17 protein-coding genes, 1 tRNA gene and 1 rRNA gene are annotated in these 22015 nt (G+C 38.8%); all 19 read right to left on the bottom strand.

Annotated elements, in window-relative coordinates:
- Positions 1–109: 109 nt before the first annotated feature.
- A tRNA-Ala gene (locus AB6M99_RS00095) sits at positions 110–182 on the bottom strand.
- A 66-nt stretch (positions 183–248) separates the two neighbouring features.
- Positions 249–1797: ribosomal RNA gene (locus AB6M99_RS00090) — 16S ribosomal RNA — on the bottom strand.
- 328 nt (positions 1798–2125) lie between these two features.
- Positions 2126–3514: an APC family permease gene (locus AB6M99_RS00085; protein WP_369350838.1), complete on the bottom strand. Its 1389-nt coding sequence runs from the start codon at positions 3512–3514 to the stop codon at positions 2126–2128.
- Positions 3515–4886: 1372 nt separating this feature from the next.
- A complete protein-coding gene (gene ftsH, locus AB6M99_RS00080; protein WP_121835407.1) occupies positions 4887–6845 on the bottom strand; it encodes an ATP-dependent zinc metalloprotease FtsH in 1959 nt (652 codons plus the stop codon).
- A 10-nt stretch (positions 6846–6855) separates the two neighbouring features.
- The gene (gene hpt, locus AB6M99_RS00075) at positions 6856–7398 is read right to left on the bottom strand and encodes a hypoxanthine phosphoribosyltransferase (protein ID WP_121835405.1); all 543 of its coding nucleotides are present in this window, start codon (positions 7396–7398) and stop codon (positions 6856–6858) included.
- Between the two features lie 11 nt (positions 7399–7409).
- Positions 7410–8666 carry a tRNA lysidine(34) synthetase TilS gene (tilS, locus tag AB6M99_RS00070; protein WP_121835403.1) on the bottom strand — a complete coding sequence of 419 codons (1257 nt, stop codon included), beginning with the start codon at positions 8664–8666 and terminating at the stop codon, positions 7410–7412.
- Positions 8663–9946, bottom strand: coding sequence for a serine hydrolase (locus tag AB6M99_RS00065; RefSeq protein ID WP_121835401.1), 1284 nt, complete (start codon positions 9944–9946; stop codon positions 8663–8665). Before AB6M99_RS00065 ends, tilS begins: the two co-directional genes overlap by 4 nt.
- Before the next feature lie 492 nt (positions 9947–10438).
- Positions 10439–10585: an SP_0009 family protein gene (locus AB6M99_RS00060; protein ID WP_121835399.1), complete on the bottom strand. Its 147-nt coding sequence runs from the start codon at positions 10583–10585 to the stop codon at positions 10439–10441.
- Positions 10585–10959 (bottom strand): septum formation initiator family protein, encoded by a 375-nt coding sequence (locus AB6M99_RS00055; protein ID WP_121835397.1) that lies wholly within the window; start codon positions 10957–10959, stop codon positions 10585–10587. Before AB6M99_RS00055 ends, AB6M99_RS00060 begins: the two co-directional genes overlap by 1 nt.
- The gene (locus AB6M99_RS00050) at positions 10952–11218 is read right to left on the bottom strand and encodes an RNA-binding S4 domain-containing protein (protein WP_121835395.1); all 267 of its coding nucleotides are present in this window, start codon (positions 11216–11218) and stop codon (positions 10952–10954) included. Before AB6M99_RS00050 ends, AB6M99_RS00055 begins: the two co-directional genes overlap by 8 nt.
- A gap of 155 nt (positions 11219–11373) precedes the next feature.
- A complete protein-coding gene (locus AB6M99_RS00045) occupies positions 11374–12129 on the bottom strand; it encodes a serine protease (protein WP_245962695.1) in 756 nt (251 codons plus the stop codon).
- A gap of 363 nt (positions 12130–12492) precedes the next feature.
- Positions 12493–13029, bottom strand: a complete 537-nt coding sequence (locus AB6M99_RS00040; RefSeq protein ID WP_369350833.1) for a helix-turn-helix domain-containing protein — start codon at positions 13027–13029, stop codon at positions 12493–12495.
- A gap of 117 nt (positions 13030–13146) precedes the next feature.
- Positions 13147–16662 carry a transcription-repair coupling factor gene (mfd, locus tag AB6M99_RS00035; protein WP_183121657.1) on the bottom strand — a complete coding sequence of 1172 codons (3516 nt, stop codon included), beginning with the start codon at positions 16660–16662 and terminating at the stop codon, positions 13147–13149.
- Positions 16652–17221, bottom strand: coding sequence for an aminoacyl-tRNA hydrolase (gene pth, locus AB6M99_RS00030; RefSeq protein WP_121835389.1), 570 nt, complete (start codon positions 17219–17221; stop codon positions 16652–16654). The genes mfd and pth overlap by 11 nt, the downstream gene beginning before the upstream one ends.
- 72 nt (positions 17222–17293) lie before the next feature.
- Entirely contained in the window at positions 17294–18409 is a 1116-nt protein-coding gene (gene ychF / locus AB6M99_RS00025) for a redox-regulated ATPase YchF (RefSeq protein ID WP_121835387.1), read from the bottom strand.
- 84 nt (positions 18410–18493) lie between these two features.
- Positions 18494–18898, bottom strand: coding sequence for a helix-turn-helix domain-containing protein (locus AB6M99_RS00020; RefSeq protein ID WP_121835415.1), 405 nt, complete (start codon positions 18896–18898; stop codon positions 18494–18496).
- Positions 18899–19018: 120 nt separating this feature from the next.
- A complete protein-coding gene (locus tag AB6M99_RS00015; protein ID WP_369350829.1) occupies positions 19019–19216 on the bottom strand; it encodes a DUF951 domain-containing protein in 198 nt (65 codons plus the stop codon).
- 143 nt (positions 19217–19359) lie between these two features.
- Positions 19360–20496 carry a DNA polymerase III subunit beta gene (gene dnaN / locus AB6M99_RS00010; protein ID WP_121835383.1) on the bottom strand — a complete coding sequence of 379 codons (1137 nt, stop codon included), beginning with the start codon at positions 20494–20496 and terminating at the stop codon, positions 19360–19362.
- 154 nt (positions 20497–20650) lie between these two features.
- Positions 20651–22015, bottom strand: coding sequence for a chromosomal replication initiator protein DnaA (gene dnaA, locus AB6M99_RS00005; protein WP_121835381.1), 1365 nt, complete (start codon positions 22013–22015; stop codon positions 20651–20653).

The following is a 22015-nucleotide window of genomic DNA, read 5'->3' as shown; positions in this document are numbered from 1 at the left end:
TCGGTTTATTTTCTTGTTACTATTCTTACAATTCAATTTCTTGAATCGTGGAATTTGATATAGATATTCAATTTTCAATGGACAATCCTTAACATCTCTTCGATGTTAATGGAGCCTAGCGGGATCGAACCGCTGACCTCCTGCGTGCAAAGCAGGCGCTCTCCCAGCTGAGCTAAGGCCCCACATCTGTCTCTTCCTGAGACCACTCAAAACTAAACAAGACGCTACAAGTGCTTCCATTTCCTTAGAAAGGAGGTGATCCAGCCGCACCTTCCGATACGGCTACCTTGTTACGACTTCACCCCAATCATCTATCCCACCTTAGGCGGCTGGCTCCTAAAAGGTTACCTCACCGACTTCGGGTGTTACAAACTCTCGTGGTGTGACGGGCGGTGTGTACAAGGCCCGGGAACGTATTCACCGCGGCGTGCTGATCCGCGATTACTAGCGATTCCGACTTCATGTAGGCGAGTTGCAGCCTACAATCCGAACTGAGATTGGCTTTAAGAGATTTGCTTACTGTCACCAGCTTGCCACTCGTTGTACCAACCATTGTAGCACGTGTGTAGCCCAGGTCATAAGGGGCATGATGATTTGACGTCATCCCCACCTTCCTCCGGTTTATTACCGGCAGTCTCGCTAGAGTGCCCAACTTAATGATGGCAACTAACAATAGGGGTTGCGCTCGTTGCGGGACTTAACCCAACATCTCACGACACGAGCTGACGACAACCATGCACCACCTGTCACCTCTGCTCCGAAGAGAAGTCCTATCTCTAGGACGGTCAGAGGGATGTCAAGACCTGGTAAGGTTCTTCGCGTTGCTTCGAATTAAACCACATGCTCCACCGCTTGTGCGGGCCCCCGTCAATTCCTTTGAGTTTCAACCTTGCGGTCGTACTCCCCAGGCGGAGTGCTTAATGCGTTAGCTGCGGCACTAAGCCCCGGAAAGGGCCTAACACCTAGCACTCATCGTTTACGGCGTGGACTACCAGGGTATCTAATCCTGTTCGCTACCCACGCTTTCGAGCCTCAGCGTCAGTTACAGACCAGAGAGCCGCTTTCGCCACCGGTGTTCCTCCATATATCTACGCATTTCACCGCTACACATGGAATTCCACTCTCCCCTTCTGCACTCAAGTTCCGCAGTTTCCAAGGCGTACATTGGTTGAGCCAATGCCTTTGACCTCAGACTTACGAAACCGCCTGCGCTCGCTTTACGCCCAATAAATCCGGACAACGCTCGGGACCTACGTATTACCGCGGCTGCTGGCACGTAGTTAGCCGTCCCTTTCTGGTAAGATACCGTCATAGTGTTAACTTTCCACTCTAACACCCGTTCTTCTCTTACAACAGAGCTTTACGATCCGAAAACCTTCTTCACTCACGCGGCGTTGCTCGGTCAGGGTTCCCCCCATTGCCGAAGATTCCCTACTGCTGCCTCCCGTAGGAGTCTGGGCCGTGTCTCAGTCCCAGTGTGGCCGATCACCCTCTCAGGTCGGCTATGTATCGTCGCCTTGGTGAGCCGTTACCTCACCAACTAGCTAATACAACGCAGGTCCATCTTATAGTGAGACAGTTGTCCCTTTCAAGATATTAACATGTGTTAACACCTGTTATGCGGTATTAGCTATCGTTTCCAATAGTTATCCCCCGCTATAAGGTAGGTTACCTACGCGTTACTCACCCGTTCGCAACTCATCCGTCTAGTGCAAGCACCAGACTTCAGCGTTCTACTTGCATGTATTAGGCACGCCGCCAGCGTTCGTCCTGAGCCAGGATCAAACTCTCATTAAAAGTTTGAGTTCTTAACTCACTGTTTTGTCATCGCTGACTTATTGTTTTTCTTGACAGGTTATTTTCATAACCCGCACTTGCTTCGTCTTGTTCAGTTTTCAATGGACTTCTCCTAAGAGACAACTTCTATATTCTAGCAAATCTTTAATAACTTGTCAACTACTTTTTTAAAGTTTTTTCAAGTCATCTTTGCCAGCGTCCCTCGCGAGACAACTCATATATCTTACCAAATATTTCCATGACTTGTCAACTACTTTTTCTTTGAATTTTCATATTTTCAAAAAATTTCAGGAAAATGATGCCTTGATCATTTTCCTGAAAATCCACTTTATGCTTCGTTTGAATGATTATAGCCATAGATAACATAAATGAGTATTCCAATTAATGTCGCAATAGCAAATGCATACCATGTAATTGTTTGATATTGACTCATCAATGATAAGCAAATAATGATTGCTAAAATTGGCAGAAATGGTACTAATGGTGTTTTAAACTCTGACTGACTCGGTAGACCTTTTTCTTTACGTAATTTGATGAGTGCAATGGACATAATAATCAAATAAGCTAATGTGCAAATACTTAATAATTCGGCTATCGTTGTCAATGGAAAAATTCCAGCACAAATCATTGATAAAACACCCACTGCAATCGTTGCATTTCTAGGAACTTTATGTTTTTCAGTTATTTGGCTTAAACCTTTCGGCAAGAGACCGTCTCGACTAATCGTATAAACTGTACGCGCAAGAGCATAAGTCATTGAAATACAAACAGTGATAAGGGTCAAAATAGCAACTACAGACACGTAGTTTCCAGCCCAATCTAGACCTATGCGACGAAGAGCAAATGCAACTGCATCATCAACATTTAGTTCTTTATAATTTACCATTCCTGTTAGGATTAGCGTTACGATGATATAGAGTATTGTAACGATGCTAAGGGAGAAAATAATTCCTTTTGGAATATTTTTTTGAGGCTCTTTGACTTCATCGACCGCCATTGAGATAGATTCGAAACCTAAAAAGGCATAGAACATGATTGAAGCACCCGCCATAATTCCTGTTTGTCCTCCGTAGATTTCTCCAAAACCATACGGTGCAAAATCTGACCAGTTTCCTTTATTGATGAAAAATATCCCTACTCCAATGAAAATAGCTAGTGCTGAAAATTTGAATAATACGAGAGCGCTATTAAATCTCAGTGCAGATTTTGAATTCATCAAAACCAATCCGGTTACTGCTAGGACAACTAGAATAGGAAGTAAATCAACATACTGTCCTTTTTCAGGGGCGAATGTTCCATTAATCGCAGTTGGTAATACGATACCGTGATTTGAAAGGATACCTTTGAAATAACCAGCCCATCCAACGGCAACGCTAGAAACAGCTGTCATAAATTCCATGATAATATACCAACTAACAATCCATGCTGGAAATTCTCCAAGTGTTTCATAGACGTAATTATAAGCTCCGCCATTTCCTGGAAGACGTGAAGCAAATTCGGCATAGAACAAGGCAATAATCCCAACTGCAATAGCTGAAATGACAATCGAAATAATTAAGGCTGGACCTGCATAGATGGCAGCACCTTTACCTGTTATCGTAAAAATACCAGTTCCCACCATAGAGCCTAAACCAAGAAAAATTAAATCTATCACACCTAGATGGCGTTTCATAGAACTTTTACGATGATGATTTTCTTTTTTTCTGAAAATATTCATAAAAACCTCCTATTCTTTTTATCTTAATGAAAAATGCATTTACATAAAGGTAGTAACCTTCTTAGTCTATCATAAATATAATCTTTATGACAAGTGAAATGAGAGTAAGTTCACGCCGTACGCATGAAGAAAATGCATGTAACCATTTTCTAGCTACATGCATTTTTTCAAAATATTTTCACGACATTTACACACATACATCGATTCAGCCTCTTTTTCGTCTATATTATAACAAAATTTCATGGTTAAAAATATATCTTTTTATGAAAAATCGTTATCTGAAAGCGATATTTTCTTCATGCGTTTGTCGTGGAGTAAGTTGAAACAATCTGATCTAATGATTAATTTTACTCTCATGTTCATACATTTCAAAAAAGCTAAAAGAAATTCTATAACGCTTTATCACATTTGTATAAAGTATCGATACTAACACTACATAGTCAATCGTCACTTTCAACTTGCTGCACTCAAGTACTGTCTACGTCTCAGCTTCTTGTCCTATACTTAACCAAATTCAAAAATTACTTTTTGTTTCTTTCTTAAAAGTGCGGACGCTCCAAAGGTCTGGGAGACCTTTGGAGGTGGGAAATAAGACGAACAGAGTTCGTCACAGTCGATAAGGTTTGGGGAACCTTTTGAGTTGGGAAATAAAGCTGAAGAATTCAGCGTCAAAACCTCCTACGGAGTTTCATTGCTAGATTTGAACTTATCTCTATCGCAGTAAATGATTGGCTGTACTTGTCGACTACTCGACAGCGTCCACCCTAATCATCCTTGCGGGAACTACTACGAAATTGACTTTCAATTTCTGTAGTTCTCCCAAAAATCCGTTCATATCAAACAAATTCCCCTCGCTTTTTGATTTCTAAGCTCAGGCTGACACTGTCCACTGGACCGTTTCACTAATAAGAATGCCACTATAGCGAAGGAAACATTTTATACTATATAAAAATCAAAATTAGATGGAGACAAAAATATTTTCTTTTCTCTAAAGTCTTCTCATGCGGCTGGCACTCCAACAAAACTGTGGATTTATAGCTTTAGCTACTAGGAGAGTTGAGAATTATCGCTTTCTACTTATACAGCTACAGTGTCCAAGATGACAAAGTAGATATTATGGGAACTGTCCACTGTGGTGAAAGAAACGGTTTACCCCCTTACTTTCACTAACCCATCAAAATAGAGGTTATAAAAATCTAATTTTGATTTTGAATGAGTATTAGCCTCACTTCGTTCGGTGCTCAACCGATAGTATTAGATATTATAAAATTCTATTTTTGATTTTGAATGGTTATTAAAGCTAATCCATTCGACTATAACTATTATTACTGTAAAAAATAAGAGGCTGGAAAGCATTCCAGTCTCTTGATAGTTATTCAGACATTTTTTCTTTGATTTCGTCATATGACAATGCACGAGCTTCTTGTTCTTCACTTTCTTCAGGCATTTTCCCTGTTTCGTAAAGGGATTTAATTTGAGCTGCATCAAGTGTTTCATATTTAAGAAGGGCTTGTGCGATTAAGGCATGGGTATCACGATTTTGATTAATGATGTCTGCTGCTTTGTTACGTGCTTCATTGAGAAGTTCACGTACTTCATCATCAATCATACGTGCTGTTTCTTCTGAGTAAGTTTTCTCTGGTGATAATTGACCGGCCATCATGGCATGACTACCTGCATATTGAACAGGACCAAGTTTTTCACTCATTCCATATTCAGTGACCATCGCACGCGCCATAGCACTTGCTTGTTCAAAGTCATTAGAAGCACCAGTTGTCTGAACATTGAAGATAATTTCTTCAGCAACACGACCACCCATAAGACCAGCTAATTGTTCTTTCATATTTTCTTTTGAAAGGAGCATTTGATCTTCTTTTGGAAGGGAAATCATATAGCCACCTGCACGACCACGAGGAACAATTGTCACTTTATGGACATCACGCGCATCTGATAAGACAAGACCTACAATTGTGTGACCTGCTTCGTGGTAAGCTACAATTTCACGATCGCGTTGAGATACTTGACGATCTTTCTTTGCTGGACCTGCAATCACGCGATCTTCTGCTTCATCAATATCAGAAGCGTCAATTTTCTTCTTGTCACGACGAGCAGCAACAAGGGCAGCTTCATTGAGAACATTTTCAAGATCAGCACCAACAAAACCTGGAGTTTGTTGCGCTACAACTTTCAAATCAACATCGTCTGCCAATGGTTTATTCTTAGCGTGGACACGAAGAATAGCTTCACGACCTTTGACATCTGGTTGACCAACTAAAATCTTACGGTCAAAACGACCTGGACGAAGAAGAGCCGGGTCAAGAACATCAGAACGGTTTGTTGCGGCAATAACAATAATATTTTGATTGCCCTCAAAACCATCCATTTCAATCAGGAGTTGGTTCAGGGTTTGTTCACGTTCATCGTTACCACCGCCCATACCAGCACCACGACGACGACCGACAGCATCGATTTCATCGATGAAAATGATAGCACGCTCTGCTTTTTTAGCATCTTCGAAAAGTGAGCGAACACGGCTCGCACCGACACCGACAAACATCTCTACAAAATCAGAACCTGAAATTGAGAAGAACGGCACACCCGCTTCACCAGCAACTGCTTTTGCAAGAAGGGTTTTACCTGTCCCTGGAGGGCCCTCAAGAAGGACGCCTTTTGGAATACGAGCACCTAGAGCCTTATATTTTTTAGGATTTTTAAGGAAGTCAACAACTTCAACAAGCTCTTGTTTTTCCTCCTCGGCACCGGCAACATCTGTAAATCGAATTTTAATAGAATCCTTACTTGATGTTTTGGCACGGCTACGTCCAAAACTCATTGGATTATTTCCGCCACGACCTTGCCCAGCTCCCATCATGTTAAACATGAAGAAAATCAAAAATCCCATCGGAATCCAAAGTGACAAGGTACTTATCCAAGACCCCATCGAACTTTCTTGTTTTACGGTGATTTCTGTGTCAGCTTTATCTGCAGCAGTTTCTAATTTTTCAAAAGAAATATTACTTGCTAGAAAGGTACTTGTAAAATTGGTTACCTTAGCACTACGATTTCCTAGAAATGGAAAAGAGGTATCTGCTTCAACTTTTTGTGCTTTAGTATAGGTTCCTGAAACGGTTACGATAGCACCACTTGGTTGATAAGTCAGTTCTTTGACTTTACCTTCCTCTAATTGTTTTACTAAGGTTGAATAATTAATTTTTTGACTATCCGCACCCATGTCGCTAAATAAAAATTGAAAACTAAAGATAGCTGTTACTAGCAACAAAATGGTCACAAAAGAGTTGCGCATGAGTCCATTTGGTTTTTTATTGTTCATCTATTCTCTCTTACTTATTATAAATTTCCTCTTTCAAAACACCAACGTATGGCAAATTACGATAATTTTCATTGTAATCCAAGCCAAAACCAACAACAAATTCATTTGGAACATTGTAACAAACATAGTCTGCTTCGATTTCAACAACACGTCCTTCTGGTTTATCAAAAAGGGTAGCAATTTTAACTGACTTTGCCTTGCGATATTTGAACATATCACGAAGATAAAGAAGAGTGCGACCAGTATCAATGATATCTTCAATAAAGATGACATCTCGTCCTTCAATATTCGTGTCAACATCTTTCAAAATCTTGACTTCACCACTAGAACTTGTACCACCATGATAGCTTGAAACGACCATGAAATCCATCTCAACATGCGTGTCAATATGTTTTACCAATTCTGCCATAAATGGTACAGCACCTTTTAAAACACCAACTAGGAGGGGATTTTTACCTGCATAATCTTTTGTCAGTTGAGCGCCTAGCTCCTTACATTTCACGATAATGTCTTCTTCTGAAAAAAGAACTTTTTTAATATCTTGTTCTAACATTTTGTCACCTTTTATAGTTTTTTTATATTTAAAGCAGCTTTCATTGTATCACTTTCAGCAAATTTTCTCAAATAAAGATTATTCGGTGTCTGTACAAAGACAATTTTTCCCTCTTGTTCTCCAACAATAGCTTTCTCTCTCTCTTTTTTAGGGATCTTTTCATCAATAAAAAGCCTGCGCAATTTTTTAGAAAACGTTCCAAAATTAATTTTATCTTGAGGTTGACGCCCTCTAAGAATTAGAGATGACTGACTAAAAAGTGGGATTCCTTCTCCATCTTCTAGAAATGAAAATTGAAAGCCGTTAAAAATTACTATTTCTTGAAATTTTAGCACTTTAGAGGTGAGAGTGCTATCGGTCGTAGGGCTGATTTTTTGAATACAAAAGGTCTCTTTGGCTTTTAGTAATTCGTAACCATTTTTTAAGGGAATTTGATAAGTATTGCTATTTTCTAAAAGGGTCAGTAACTGTGTAAACTGAACTTTAGTGAGTTGTAGTTTTGGAAACTCTTCTAAATAATTTCCCAGTAAAACTTCTTTTAAAGCCTTACTTTGCGACTTGAAAAATCTTAAATCAGTCACGTCAAATCCCTGCGTTAATTCCAAAAGGGCCGTTTGGAAAATCTGATTTTCTCTGGCTAAATCTGCTAAATAGGTTGAAAATTGTGGGTTTTCTTTTTCTAATTGTGGCAGATAGTCATGTCTTACACGATTTCTAAAATAGTTTCGGCTTGTATTTGAAGAGTCTTCAAAATGGAAAACATCTGGAAGTTCAGATTTTTTGAGCGTCAAAAATGGTCTTATGAGTTGACCTGGCCCAAACTCCTGAACAGCTCTGATCCCTGTGAGATGGCGTAATCTACTGCCACGTAAAAGTTTCAACAACATGGTTTCAGCTTGATCATCGGCATGGTGAGCTGTGACTAGTGCTGTATAACCTTCTTCAATCATTACTTTCTTGAAAAAGTCATAACGAAAATCACGCGCGGCTTTTTCCGAAAAAATCCCTGAAAAATCCGCATGATAAAACGGATATCCTTGGTTCTCAGCCAAATGTCGGAGGTAATCTTCTTCAACATCTGACTCAGGACGTTGTTTATGGTTGATGTGGGCTATCCCAAGACTGATTCCTAACTCTTTCTGGTATAAAGACAAAAAGTGCAGTAAATTCATAGAATCTACTCCACCTGATAAGGCTATTAATACTTTGTTATGGTGGTCAAAAAAATGATTTTTGACGACTTCTTGAAAAAGTGTTTGATAGGTCATTTTAAAATTGTGTAAATATCCTTAGCAATCGTTGAAATCTCATCATAGCTAGTATTTTCGGTAAAAATAGATAGTATGAATGGCTCGTCAGTATAAACAATAGCCACATCGTGCCTAAAATCATAGGCATCACCTATTTTATGTGCAACTTGAACATCTATATCTTTGGAAATTCGTTGGTCATCAAAGCGCGTATGAGAGAGATAGTCAATAACATCACCACCCTGTTCATAAATGGCTAACATCACACTCGCTGCTGTTTTTGAAGATACCTCACGTTTTTCCATATCCCATTTTGGAAATTCTGACATTACTTTCTGGTAATCAGCACCATATTGTTTCGTAACATGGTAGGCCAAGATATTAGTTGCTACATTATCGGATTCTTGGGTAACTTTTTTCATGAGTTCTTCAATCGTGTAATCTTTATTGTCTGCCGTTTTACTGATAGAGCCACTTCCTTCTGGATCAAATGCTCCTTTAAATTCGTGGATCTTCGCTTCGTATTTGAGTTTGTCACTTAAAGCAATTTTTCCCTGATCCAATTGACGTTGAGTGTAATATAGTAAAGGAAGTTTGGTTACACTGGCAGAATACATGGTTTTATCTGGATTAATACCAGCGGATAGACCTGTCGAGATTTGTTCGACATAGATTGATAGATTTGCCTTATTGTATTTGCGCTCTAGGACTTCTTGAACCTTTTTGATACGGTTATCAGTTTGTGATAAAAAGTCTTCTGAAATCCATCCTTGATTGTCAACATAATAATAATGACCACTTAGAGTTTGAGCTTTTTGGGTCACTTTTACAGCAGTATAAGGCTGTAGTTTGGTAGACATGGCTTTTGCCCCTACATAGTAGGGGGTGTTATAGACAGAAAAACTATTCTCTAGCCAAAATGTCCCCTCAAAATTATCCTCTTCCAGAACAACATCAGAAATAATGAGATTTTGCCTGGCGGGGAGATAGGTGCCATCTGAAAGTTCAAAAACCGGTATCAACTGATTATTTACTAGAAGTTTTTTTATTTTTAAAGGTGTTTCAGCAGGAATAACGTTAGCAAAATCAGTCAAATTAATGTCAGTATAACTTGCGACTTCAACTAAGGTTAGGGGGCGCTTCGGAATGTCCTTATAATCAAGAACTTGATTGGTAAGGGTTTGCGTCAATTGATACTGGATACCATTAGACACTTCTGTGACCACTTGTTCTGTACTGACAATTTTCAGGGGAACAAAAAAGGCAAATGCTAAAAATAAAGCAAATACTTTTTTCATAACCTTCCCCTTTCAATTTATTTTGTCATTAGTTTATACTTATTACTTTTTTGTTTCTTTCTTAAAAGTGCGGACGCTCCAAAGGTCTAGGAGACCTTTGGAGGTGGGAAATGAAGCTGAAGAATTCAGCGTCAAAACCTCCTGCGGAGTTTCATTGCTATTTTTTTGAGCCCCTCTATCGCAGTAGATGATTGGCTGTACTTGTCGACTACTCGACAGCGTCCAACCTAATCATCCTTGCGGGGGAACTACTACGAAATTGATTCTCAATTTCTGTAGTTCTCCCAAAAAGTCCGTTCTTATTAAGAGTAAATTCTTCGCTTTTTGATTTCTAAGCTCAGGCTGAAACTATCCACTGGACAGTTTCACTAATAAGAATACTACTATAGCGAAAGAAACATTTTAGCCTCACTTCGTTCGGTGCTCTATCAATGATATTAGAATTCTAAGATTTTGGACGAGTAGATAAATCTTGGTCGATAACTAATCTGTCTAGCTCCCTTTAATGTTCTTTTTATTAGGCATCTTATCAAATTGCTCTCGCTCAGCTTTCAAGGCTCTATTTTTATCAGCCAATTCTTCTAGTTTTTCTTCAGAATAGGCTAAAAAAGTTTCCACTGTTTTAATTAAATTGTCCATTATTTTGGTAGTAATTCAGGTGTCGAGTAAACGACTTCTCCATCTCGAATGTAATAATATTTTGCCCGTGCATATTTCAGAATAAACTCTTCATTTTTTAACTGCTCTGCCAAAGCTTTCTTTGCTTTCATCTGCTCGGTCAGCTCTTCAACATCTTTTTTGAGCTGCACAACATTTTCTTTTTTCTCTTGTAAGTCAACGTAACTAGACATCAAGTTATAAGTAGGTAGAATGAAAAGAAACACAATTATCACCATGATAAAGCCGATAAAACGGTGACGCTTGCTAATTTCTTCTTCTTCAAAACGAAGACGCTGATTTTCATTCTGAATAAATTCATTGTTCAATTGAACAATACTTTGTTTCTTACGCATCAGCTTCTATCCTTGTTTCACTAATAATCTCGTACATTTTAGCCGCATCTTCTTTTTTAGTGCTATCTTTCATTTCTAAAACACGAACCGTTAATAATTTATTACCAAAACGTACTTCAACTTCATCTCCTGATTTGAGATCTGTGGATGATTTCGCTAAGACACCATTTACTTTGATACGCCCTTTATCAGCTACTTCTTTCGCAACTGTTCGGCGTTTGATAATTCTTGATACCTTTAGGTATTTATCTAATCTCATAAGAATCCTCCTCATACTCACTAACCTTTTTATTTTATCACTTTTTTAGAAAAATAGCAGAGCCAATCTGTTTTGTTACCAAAATGTCATAGAAAAAGGAGCTTCACGCTCCTCTTCATAATTGTATGTCGCATACAGAATAATTTCTTGATTTACTATTTGATTGAAATAGATGTAAAGCCATTTGGACGTAATAAATTATCAGCAATTTCTGTCGTCAAAGGAGTAATAATCAATTGACCGTTCGGTAACGTTCCAGTTGCTACACCAACAATTTCACCATCGACAATAATCGGTGAACCAGATTGTCCTTGCACAGCCGTAATATTTGCTCGTAGTAAACCATCGTTTCTTACTTCTGCAATTGTCCCTGTTTCATAGGCCCATCGCCCACCAACATTTAAACTATTACTGATAATAGTAAACTGTTTCCCTTTTAGTTTAGATAATTGGCTATAGACACCAAAGCGTACCTGACTTGTGTTCAACGCAGTTGTTCTCTGGCTTGGTCTTGTGAGTCTTACTAATCCAATATCGTATGCCATATCACCTTTTCCAAGATAACCTGGCATTGGTTGAAATACCTTATCAGCAGCTCCACTATCAATATCAGAATGGTCTGTTCGAGTATCTAAATTTTTACCATTAGCATATCCAAAAACCCTGTAACTAGGCACCTGACCTGAATCATCTGTTATAGCATGGGCAGCTGTCAACAGATAACCATTTCCAATGTACATAGCCGAGCTACGTCGATTACCATCCACATCAAGTTCTAAGAAATAGGATAATTGATAAGGGTATTGATTCCCTAATGTCGTATTGGCAAGAGGTTTTGTTGCCGCAAAGGCTACTGGACTAAACACCATTAAAGCCAAAGGGGCTAATACTGTAAATAACTTCTTTTTCATCGCTATCTCCTTTTATGCTTAACAAAAATCAAAAATTACTTTTTTGCTTCTTTCTAAAAAGGTGCGGACGCAAGCAACCTCCTACGGAGTTTCATTGCTACTTTTTGAGCCTAGGTCTCAAAAAGTCCGTTCTTATCAAGAGTAAACTCTTGATAAGAATACCACTATGGCGAAAGAAGCTCTGGTAAATCAAGCCATTTATTGGTTCTTGATTTTACTTAAACTGCTAATTTTGATTTTGAATGAGTATTAATTAATAAAGTTCACAATTAAATTGTAAACGTTTCCTATAATATTTGTCAAGAAATTTTCATCTTGCCTGCGAAAAAGGGAAGAAGTAATCTCCTAGTAAAATAATAGTGTTCAGATAAACTGTCCTAAAATGATTAGAAACCAAAGTATAAAAATGATTGTTACTACAAGTTTTCCCTCTCTTAGCCAAGAAAATCTACTTTTTTCTTTATCGCTCATAAAATCTAAAATTTGACTGTAAGTTTGTAACTTATGGTTTTTCATCAGTTGATACAGCTTATACAGGCAATAAAATATGGGCAATAAGGATATAAAATTTAGAATTTGAAAATTCTCTATTTGGTAAAAACGGCCAAGTGGTTGAATAAATGAGTGAGTCAAAATCGATAGTCCAGTGGCTATCAGCCACTTCTTGAACTGCGATTGGTCAACTTGATGTTTCATAATATCAACATCTCCTTTGATTAGCTTATCCAAGGAGACATCGAAAAAGGTAGCTATCAATAAGAGTGAGTTAATGTCTGGATAAGTCTTACCACGTTCCCAGTTAGAAATGGTTTGGCGTGAAACATAAAGTTTCTCTGCCAATTCTTCTTGGGAAAGCTGCTTACTTTTCCGTAAATCAACCAAACGATTGTGTAGTTCCATTTCGATCTCCTTGATAATTTTATTCTAGGACTTTTTAGAAATGTTACCATACAAACCCTTTGTCAGTCTAGCATTTTCCTTGTCAAAAGGCTTTGACACGTTAATTTTATAGGCTTTTTAAGCTTCTTTTTCTTGATTTTTTCGTTCTTTAATGGCGACAAAACCTTCGCCAAATTTAAGGAGTTCTTCAAGAATTTCGTAGTCTTTTTTGCCACGAATATCAAAAATAATTTCCATCTGTCCCTTATCATCACTGATACGAGCTTTTAAATTTGTCTTCGATAGGGCTTCAAAGTAATCTTGTGTTAAAAATAGGGCTTGAGCAACCTTCTCAAATCGAACAATCAACTGATTGTCTTTTCTGTCAACCATATTAACAAAGACAGCATCCATGTAACTTTTGACTAAGCCGATTTCAATAAGATAAGCCACTTGATCTGGATAGTCTCCAAAACGGTCGATAAGGTCTTCTTGTAATTCTTGATAATCCTTGCGATTTTCAATTTCACGAATCCGTTTGTAAATGGCAATTTTTTGACGTTCATCTGAGATGTAATCAGCTGGAAGGTAGGCGTCAATAGCAAGGTTGAGTTCCGCATTGCCTTTACGACGTGCTTGCGATTTGCCCTGCTTCTTAGCAATCGCTTCTTCTAGCATCTGTGAATACAATTCAAAACCAACGGAATCAATGAAACCGCTCTGCGATGCCCCTAAAATATTACCAGCCCCACGAATCGACAAATCTCGCATGGCAATCTTAAACCCAGAACCAAGCTCTGTAAAGCCTTTGATAGCATCAAGACGTTTTTCCGAAACTTCTGTCAAAATCTTATCTGGACGGTACATGAGATAGGCATAGGCAATACGATTACTGCGCCCGACACGCCCTCTTAGCTGATAGAGGGTTGATAGGCCCATGTGATCAGCATTTTCAATGAAAAGCGTATTGACGTTAGAAATATCGACACCTGTCTCGATAATCGTTGTCGCTACCAAAACATCATACTGTCCCTCAATAAAATCAAGTAAGGTATTTTCGAGCTGCACCTCACTCATCTGTCCATGAACAAAACCGATGCTAGCCTCGGGTAATAAATCTTGAAGTTCAGACACTTTTTGCTCAATCGTTTCAACCTTGTTGTAAACGTAAAATACCTGACCCCCACGATCCATTTCACGCATAACAGCTTCACGAATAACTCCAGGATTGGTTTCCATCACATAGGTCTGGACAGGGTAACGGTTGGTTGGTGGGGTTTCAATAACGGATAAATCACGAATGCCCAACATGGACATGTGCAGTGTTCTTGGAATCGGGGTTGCCGTTAGCGTCAAAACATCAACTTTAGTTTTCAGCTCTTTTAATTTTTCTTTGTGTTTTACTCCAAATCGTTGTTCCTCATCAATCACAATCAGCCCCAAATCTGAAAATGCCACATCTTTTGATAAGAGACGATGGGTACCAATTATAATATCCACCTGCCCCTTACTCAATTTCTCAATGGTCTGTGTCTGCTCTTTCTTGCTTTGGAAACGGCTGAGGACACCGACATTGACCGCATAATTCTCAAAGCGTTCCTTGAAATTATTATAATGTTGCTGAGCAAGGACTGTTGTCGGTACCAAAACAGCTACCTGCTTACCATCATTAACCGCTTTGAAGGCTGCCCGCATGGCAACTTCTGTCTTACCGAATCCAACGTCTCCAACCAAAAGACGATCCATTGGTCGGTCACTTTCCATGTCAGTCTTAATTTCTTTGACGGAGCGTAGCTGATCTTCTGTCTCCACATAAGGAAAATCCTCGTCAAACTCCTGTTGATTATCATCATCCGGTGAAAAGGCAAAGCCTTTTAATTGGCTACGTTCGGCATAGAGTTTTAAGAGGTCATCCGCAATATCTTCGACTTGCTTGGTAACCTTCTGCTTGGTTTTCTTAAATCGTCCATCATTAAGTTTATTGATTTGCGGTTCTCTGCCATCTGCCGAAACGTATTTTGAGAGGCTCTCAATCTGCTCGACAGGTAAGGAAATGGTTGAGGCGTCTTGATATTGTATCGTGAGATAGTCTCGGTGGACACCTTTAATTTCAATGGTTTCAATCCCCATGAAACGTCCAATACCATGCACATGGTGAACAACGTAGTCTCCCTTTTCCAGTTCATTGTAATCTTTAAGGCGCTCGGCATTGCTGATGTTGTGACGGCGGATACGACGCTTGATGGTCTTATGGAAAATTTCTTTTTCTGTAATGAGTACCAATTTTTGGTCAGCAAAGTAAAACCCATGTGACAGATGACCTACGACCAGCTGTGCCTGACCAATCGCAATAGCATCTGCAGCCACAATTGGTAAGTCTAGTTGATACTCTCGAAGGGTTTCTTGTAATTTTTCCAGACCAACTTGACTGTCTGCTTGAATCACAATTGTTGCCTTATTTTTGAGGTAACGATTGATTTCATCAACCAGGAGAGGGAATTGATTGAAAAATTCCTGCATGGCATACTGGGTCAAGTTATGCAACTGGTTAAATTTGATATTCCCAAGCCCCTTATGAAAGGTAGAAAAGAAAGTTGCTGGCTGATACTGGCGAATGATCTGATAACTCTCTCCAAAATAAGTTAAATCACTCACAGCCTTTCCTTGGTGAAGTTCCTCTGTCAAGTAATTAGCAACTTCCAAATCAAAACGGGCATTGCGATCAACCAATTTTTGGAAATCATCAATAAAGAGTGGTGTTCCTTTAGGAATATAATCCAACAAGGTATAAGACGTTTCATAGAAATACGAAAGGAATTTGCGAATATCTCGGTGCTTATGCCCATCTGCGGTTACCGAAATCAGCTCGACTAACCAGTCATGGGCAGGATTGTCCTTAGCTGTTTTCTGCAACGCTTTTTCCAGTCGTTTTTGACCACGCGCCAAATCATCTCTTGTTAGAATCACTTCTTCCGCTGGAGACAACCTCACCTCATCTAAGGTTTCCAAAGATTTTTGGGTGTCACTATCAAATAGACGAATCCCGTCAATCTCATCACCGAAAAACTCTAAGCGGTAAGCTTTATCACTCTTACTATCATAGATATCTAAAATATCACCACGGCGGCTAATCTCACCAGGACTCATCACCTGACTAACCTTGGTGTAACCCATCATGAGCAATTGCTTGGTTAAAGCCTCTAAATCGTACTCATCACCGACTGCTAGGCTCAATAGCTGAGCAACATAGTCCATTGGATTTGGCAGTAAAATCCGAGTACCAACCAAGCTAACTAAGAGAACGCCGGACGCCTTATCGTCCACTAGAAAATTGAGAGCCTCAACTCGCGATATAGCTCTTTCCTGAGAAGCCACGATAAATTCTGCAGCAGCAATATCATCTGCAAAGAATTGAAAAACATTTTCCTCGCCAATCAAACCGGTCAAATCAGCCGCTAAGGTCTCTGCCTCATGTTGGGTAGCTGTAACAACAACGAGCTTGCCCCCTTCTTCTGCAAAATAAGAAGCAATAGCTAAAGTCTTGCTACTTCCCGATAATCCCATGACCAGCTGACGTCCCAATAATGACGCCTTATCTCGCCATTCGACAAGCGTTTTATGCTGACCAAATAACTCTACAATATTAGCCATTATACCGCCTCATTGTCCCTTCAAAATCATTTGTTTTCAAATAATACTTCAAAGATTCAACTACCTTATCCAAGGTCATTGTGATTGTGATATAATCATCAGTCTCAAAACGACCAAGAACATGATTGATGACTGTCATTCCCTGTTTTGGACGACCAATACCAATCTTGATACGGTCAAATTCCTGAGTACCCAATTCTGCAATAATGGACTTGATGCCATTATGCCCACCGGCTGAGCCTTTTTGACGGTACCTAATCTTACCAACTTCCATATCCAAATCATCATAAATGACAATGAAGTCTTCGATAGGAATGTTGTAGTAAGCTAGTAACGCTCGCACAGCGATTCCTGAAAGATTCATAAATGTGGTTGGTTTGACTAGATAAACCTTTTCACCATTAATAAAGCTAGAAGCCACTTCTGCTTTAAAGACTTTTTCTTCTGTAAAAGTGACACCTAAAGCCTTAGCCCATAAATCGATTGCCATAAAGCCTACATTATGTTTAGTTTCATGATATTTAGAGCCTGGATTTCCCAGACCTACAATAAGTTTTACCATGTGATTGTTATTAACTCCTCTCATCTAGCAGAAAAAAGCATAAGGCACAGGCCTCATACTTTAATAATATGTTTAAACATTAAAACGGAATTCCATGATGTCACCATCTTGAACAACGTATTCTTTTCCTTCTTCACGAAGACGTCCTGCTTCTTTAACCGCTTTTTCAGAACCATATTGGATAAGGTCGTCATAAGACATGGTTACTGCACGGATAAAGCCACGCTCAAAGTCTGAGTGGATAATTCCAGCTGCTTGTGGTGCCTTGATACCACGTTTGAAGGTCCAAGCGCGGACTTCTTTCTCACCAGCTGTGAAATAGGTTCCAAGACCAAGCAAGTGATAAGCAGCACGTGTTAATTTATCAACACCTGATTCCGTCAATCCAATAGCTTCTAGGAATTCAGCCTTGTCTTCATCATCCAATTCTGAAATCTCTTCTTCTGCACGCGCTGAGATGACAACCACTTCAGCATTTTCTGTTGCCGCAAACTCACGAATTTGTTGCACATAAGAGATATCATCTGGTTCAGCGACTTTATCTTCGTCAACATTTGCTACATAAAGCACTGGTTTAGTGGTCAAAAGGAAGAGTTGCTTGACGATTTTTTGTTCATCATCTGTAAAGTCAATCGTACGCGCTGACTTACCATCTTCAAGAACAGGCTTGATTTTTTGCAAGATGTTAAACTCAGCCACAGAATCCTTATCTTTTTGCGTACGCGCCATTTTTTCCACACGCGCATAGCGTTTGTTAATGCTATCAAGGTCAGCTAAAATCAACTCAAGGTTAATGGTCTCAATATCTGCCAAAGGATCGACAAAGGCATCTTCACGCCCTTGCTCACGCATGACATTTTCATCATCAAAGGCACGAACAACGTGAACAATGGCATCTACTTCACGAATATTAGCCAAGAATTTATTCCCAAGTCCCTCACCTTTTGAAGCCCCTTTGACAATACCTGCAATGTCAGTAAATTCGAAAGTTGTTGGAACGGTTTTTTTAGGGGTGATCAATTCTGTCAATTTCTGTAAACGCTCGTCGGGTACTTCTACCATACCGACGTTTGGGTCAATAGTCGCAAAAGGATAGTTAGCAGCCTCTGCACCTGCCTTTGTAATCGCATTAAATAGGGTTGATTTCCCAACGTTTGGTAAACCAACGATACCTGCTGTTAAAGCCATGTTTTTTGTTTCTCCATTCAAAATTTCAATCACGAGTATTATACCAAAAAATGACAAAAAAAGCTTTCTGAATAGCAAGAGCCACTAAAATAAATCGATTAATATTTTTATCCACATCACAAAGAGTGGCACAAAAAAGATGCCCCACCAGTATTCTGAAATGAGGTCGATAAAAATGGCTAAGCCGTCTCTTTTCTCATACTTTCCAGTTTCAGGATTAATCACGTATTCACGTCCTCTTAGAAGATGTAAATTGTCATCATCATCTTCTTGATTATCAGAACTTCTTTTTTCTCCCTTAACCAGTTCATCCAGACTAACAGTTAAGATTTCAGATAGTTTGACTAAATTTTCCAAATCTGGTGTGGCAGCGCCATTCTCCCATTTTGAAATGGCTTGACGAGAGATAAAGAGTTCTTGTGCTAAATCCTCTTGCGAGATATTCTTTTCCTGCCGCAGTTTTTTGAGCTGTTCTGCAAATAAGGTCATAACCATTACCACCTTTCTCTTTCTAGTCTTATTATAGCTAAACATTAGGGCATTAGACTAGCACTTTTTACCGCAACCAGTTGTTGCGCAACTGCTAAAAAGCTTATAAAATCAATACTTTTACGGTTGCACTACCTTCTTCAAACGTTTGTCAAAATCATGTCGACTCATCATAACAATATGTTCACAATTGGTACATTGAATCTTAATATCTGCTCCAACGCGTGTCACTTGCCATTCATTAGCTTTTTTTCCAGTTGATTTAATCGTACACGCATGCGGCTTCTTCATTTCTACAAGCGATCCTACCTGATACATTGCTACACTCCTTTTCCTTTCTGCCATTATACCAAAAAAAACACCCAGACGTTTACGCTGGATGTTTTCGGAGATATGAAAAAGTTTTAGGATAATTATAGTATAATTCTCTTTCCTTAAACTAATCTTAAAGTAAATCTAACTTAGTTTGTACGTACTGGCGTAATCAATTGAATAAAGTCTTCCGTATCGTCACCAGGAATCAACGTAAATGGACGAACTGGTGAAATAAAGCGAATAACAACCGTCTCACTCTTCAAGACTTTAAGAGCATCAATAAGGTAAGTTGGGTTAAAGCTTATTGTCAAATCATTTCCTGATAAACTGATTGCATCAATTTCCTCATTAACCTTACCAACTTCAGGTGAATTAACATGAGCACTCACCTTGCCATTACTAATTTCTAATTTAACAGTCCCATTTTGACTAGCGTTTGAAATAAGCTGTGCACGCTCCATTGATTGACGAAGAGCAGAAGAATTAAACGTAACCTCCGTTTCAAAAGTATTTGTCAACAAACGGTCTGTGTCTGGGTAATTTCCTTCTAGCAATCGCGTGTAAAATGACGTATGTTCACTTCTGAAAAGAACTTGGCTAGGTGATAAAAATACTTCAACTTGTTCAACATTCTCACCAAATACAGCTGAAAATTCACGTAGAGAACGACTTGGAATTACCACATCAAAATCATCTGTCGCTTTTTCAAGCTCAATCTGACGTTGACTCATACGATGCGAGTCTGTCGCAACAGCTTTAAAAGCATTATGATTTTTTAACGTCATGTGTACCCCTGTTAAAATAGGGCGACTTTCTTGAGTGCTTGCTGCAAAAGCTGTTTGGGAAATAATTTGTTTTAAAATGTGTGTTTCAAATAAGAGCGGATTTGTGGTTGTAACTTCTTGTAAACGAGGGTATTGATCAATATCTTTTCCTTTAAGGGTGATCTCAGATTTCCCACTTCTTAGAACAACTTGATGATGTTCAATTTCTTCAAAATCAAGAGTCACATCTGGTAAACTTGAAACAATATTGATAAAGAAGTTAGCTTCTAATAAGATACCACCTGGTTGTGTAATAAGGAGTCCTGCATTTTCATCTTGAATTGAAATGGTATTTTCAATCGAAATTTGTCCATTTGATCCCGTCAATGTAATCGTTGATTTTGTGATTTCTAATTTTAAGCTTGATAAAATTGGAATAGCATTTTTAGATGAAATGGCTCTTTTAGTTGCGTTTAAGGCTTGTAAAAAATAGGCTTTATTAATTGAAAAATGAATCATGGATTCTCCTTTATTTTATAAGTATTAAATTTAGTAGTAGTAGTAGGTCTTGTGGATAACGTGGAAAAATAGACTTTGGCTACTGTTTATTAGGGGTTATGGCTGTGTATAACTTATGGAAAACTCTCTTAAAACTAAGCTACTTATCCACAAGCTATTTTATTTTTTGTCGTAGTGTTTCAATTTCAATACGAAGACCATCGTCTGTTTTTAACATATTTTTGATTTTGTTATAAGCATGAAGGATAGTTGAATGATCTCTTCCACCAAATTCTTTACCAATTTTAGGAAGACTGTTATCAGTCATTTCACGCGCAAGAAATATGGCAACCTGACGTGCCATTACAATATTCTGGTTTCGTTTGGTTGATTTGATTTCTTTGACAGATACGTTATAGAATTTACCAACCTCTGTCTGTATCGTTTCGATTGGAATGACAGATATTGTTAGTGGTTCTTGTTTCTTTGCTCGGATAGCTTCTGCTGCAATGTCGACAGTAATGGTGTCAACTCTTTTGACGCTGGCAACTAAGCTAATATTTTTGAGAGCTCCTTCAAGTTCACGAACGTTAGAGTCAAATTGTCCTGCAAGATACTCAATCGTCTCTGGTAAAAACTGATACGGATAATCCTGAATCTTATCTTGTAAAATAGCAATCCTAGTCTCATAATCAGGTGGGGTAATATCTTGCGTTAATCCCCAGCTAAAACGTGATACGAGACGCTCTTCTAGGTCATTTAACTGCTCGGGAGCCCTATCACTAGTAAGGATAATCTGCTTGTTATTTGAATGGAGGGCGTTGAAGGTATTAAAGAACTCTTCCTGAGTTCCAGCCATAGTCTTTTTAGCCATGTACTGAATATCGTCAATCAGTAGAACATCTAAATGACGAAAAGCCTCTTTCAGCTCTTCCATTGTCCCTAGTCTGATAGCAGTTGTAAATTCATTGATAAAATTCTCAGTTGTAATGTATTTGATTCTGGCGCGTGGATTATCCTCTAAGACACTATTACCAATAGCATTTAGTAGGTGAGTTTTACCTAAACCAGGTCCTCCCCAGATAAAAAGAGGATTGTAGACAGTCCCTGGACTTCCAGCAACAGCAAGTGCCGCAGCAAGTGCCCATTGGCTACCTTTACCAGAAATAAAATTATCAAAGCGATACTTAGGATTTAAATCTGAGATAACGGGTGATTGATAGAGAATATCACTTGGAATTAAGGGTGTCACTGGTGATTGGAACTCTTCTGATAACTCATCTTGTTCAATCGGCTCCTCAAAGATATAATCAATTAAGATTTCCTGATTAAACACCTCAAACCCTGCTGTTAGAACAATATCAGTGAGATTACTCTTCCAATACAGTTCTTTTTTTTCTTCCATCAAAACAGTGGCCACCTGGTCAGAGATTCGTATGAGTTTAGCATCAGCGATAAAAAAATCAAAGACAGCCTGTGAAAATTTACCCTTTGCTAATTCCAAGACCCGATCCCAAAATCGTTGTTCATTATCGGTCAT

This window comes from Streptococcus hillyeri (genome assembly GCF_041081565.1).
Classification (GTDB): domain Bacteria; phylum Bacillota; class Bacilli; order Lactobacillales; family Streptococcaceae; genus Streptococcus; species Streptococcus hillyeri.
This window is presented reverse-complemented; position numbering and strand designations above follow the sequence as displayed.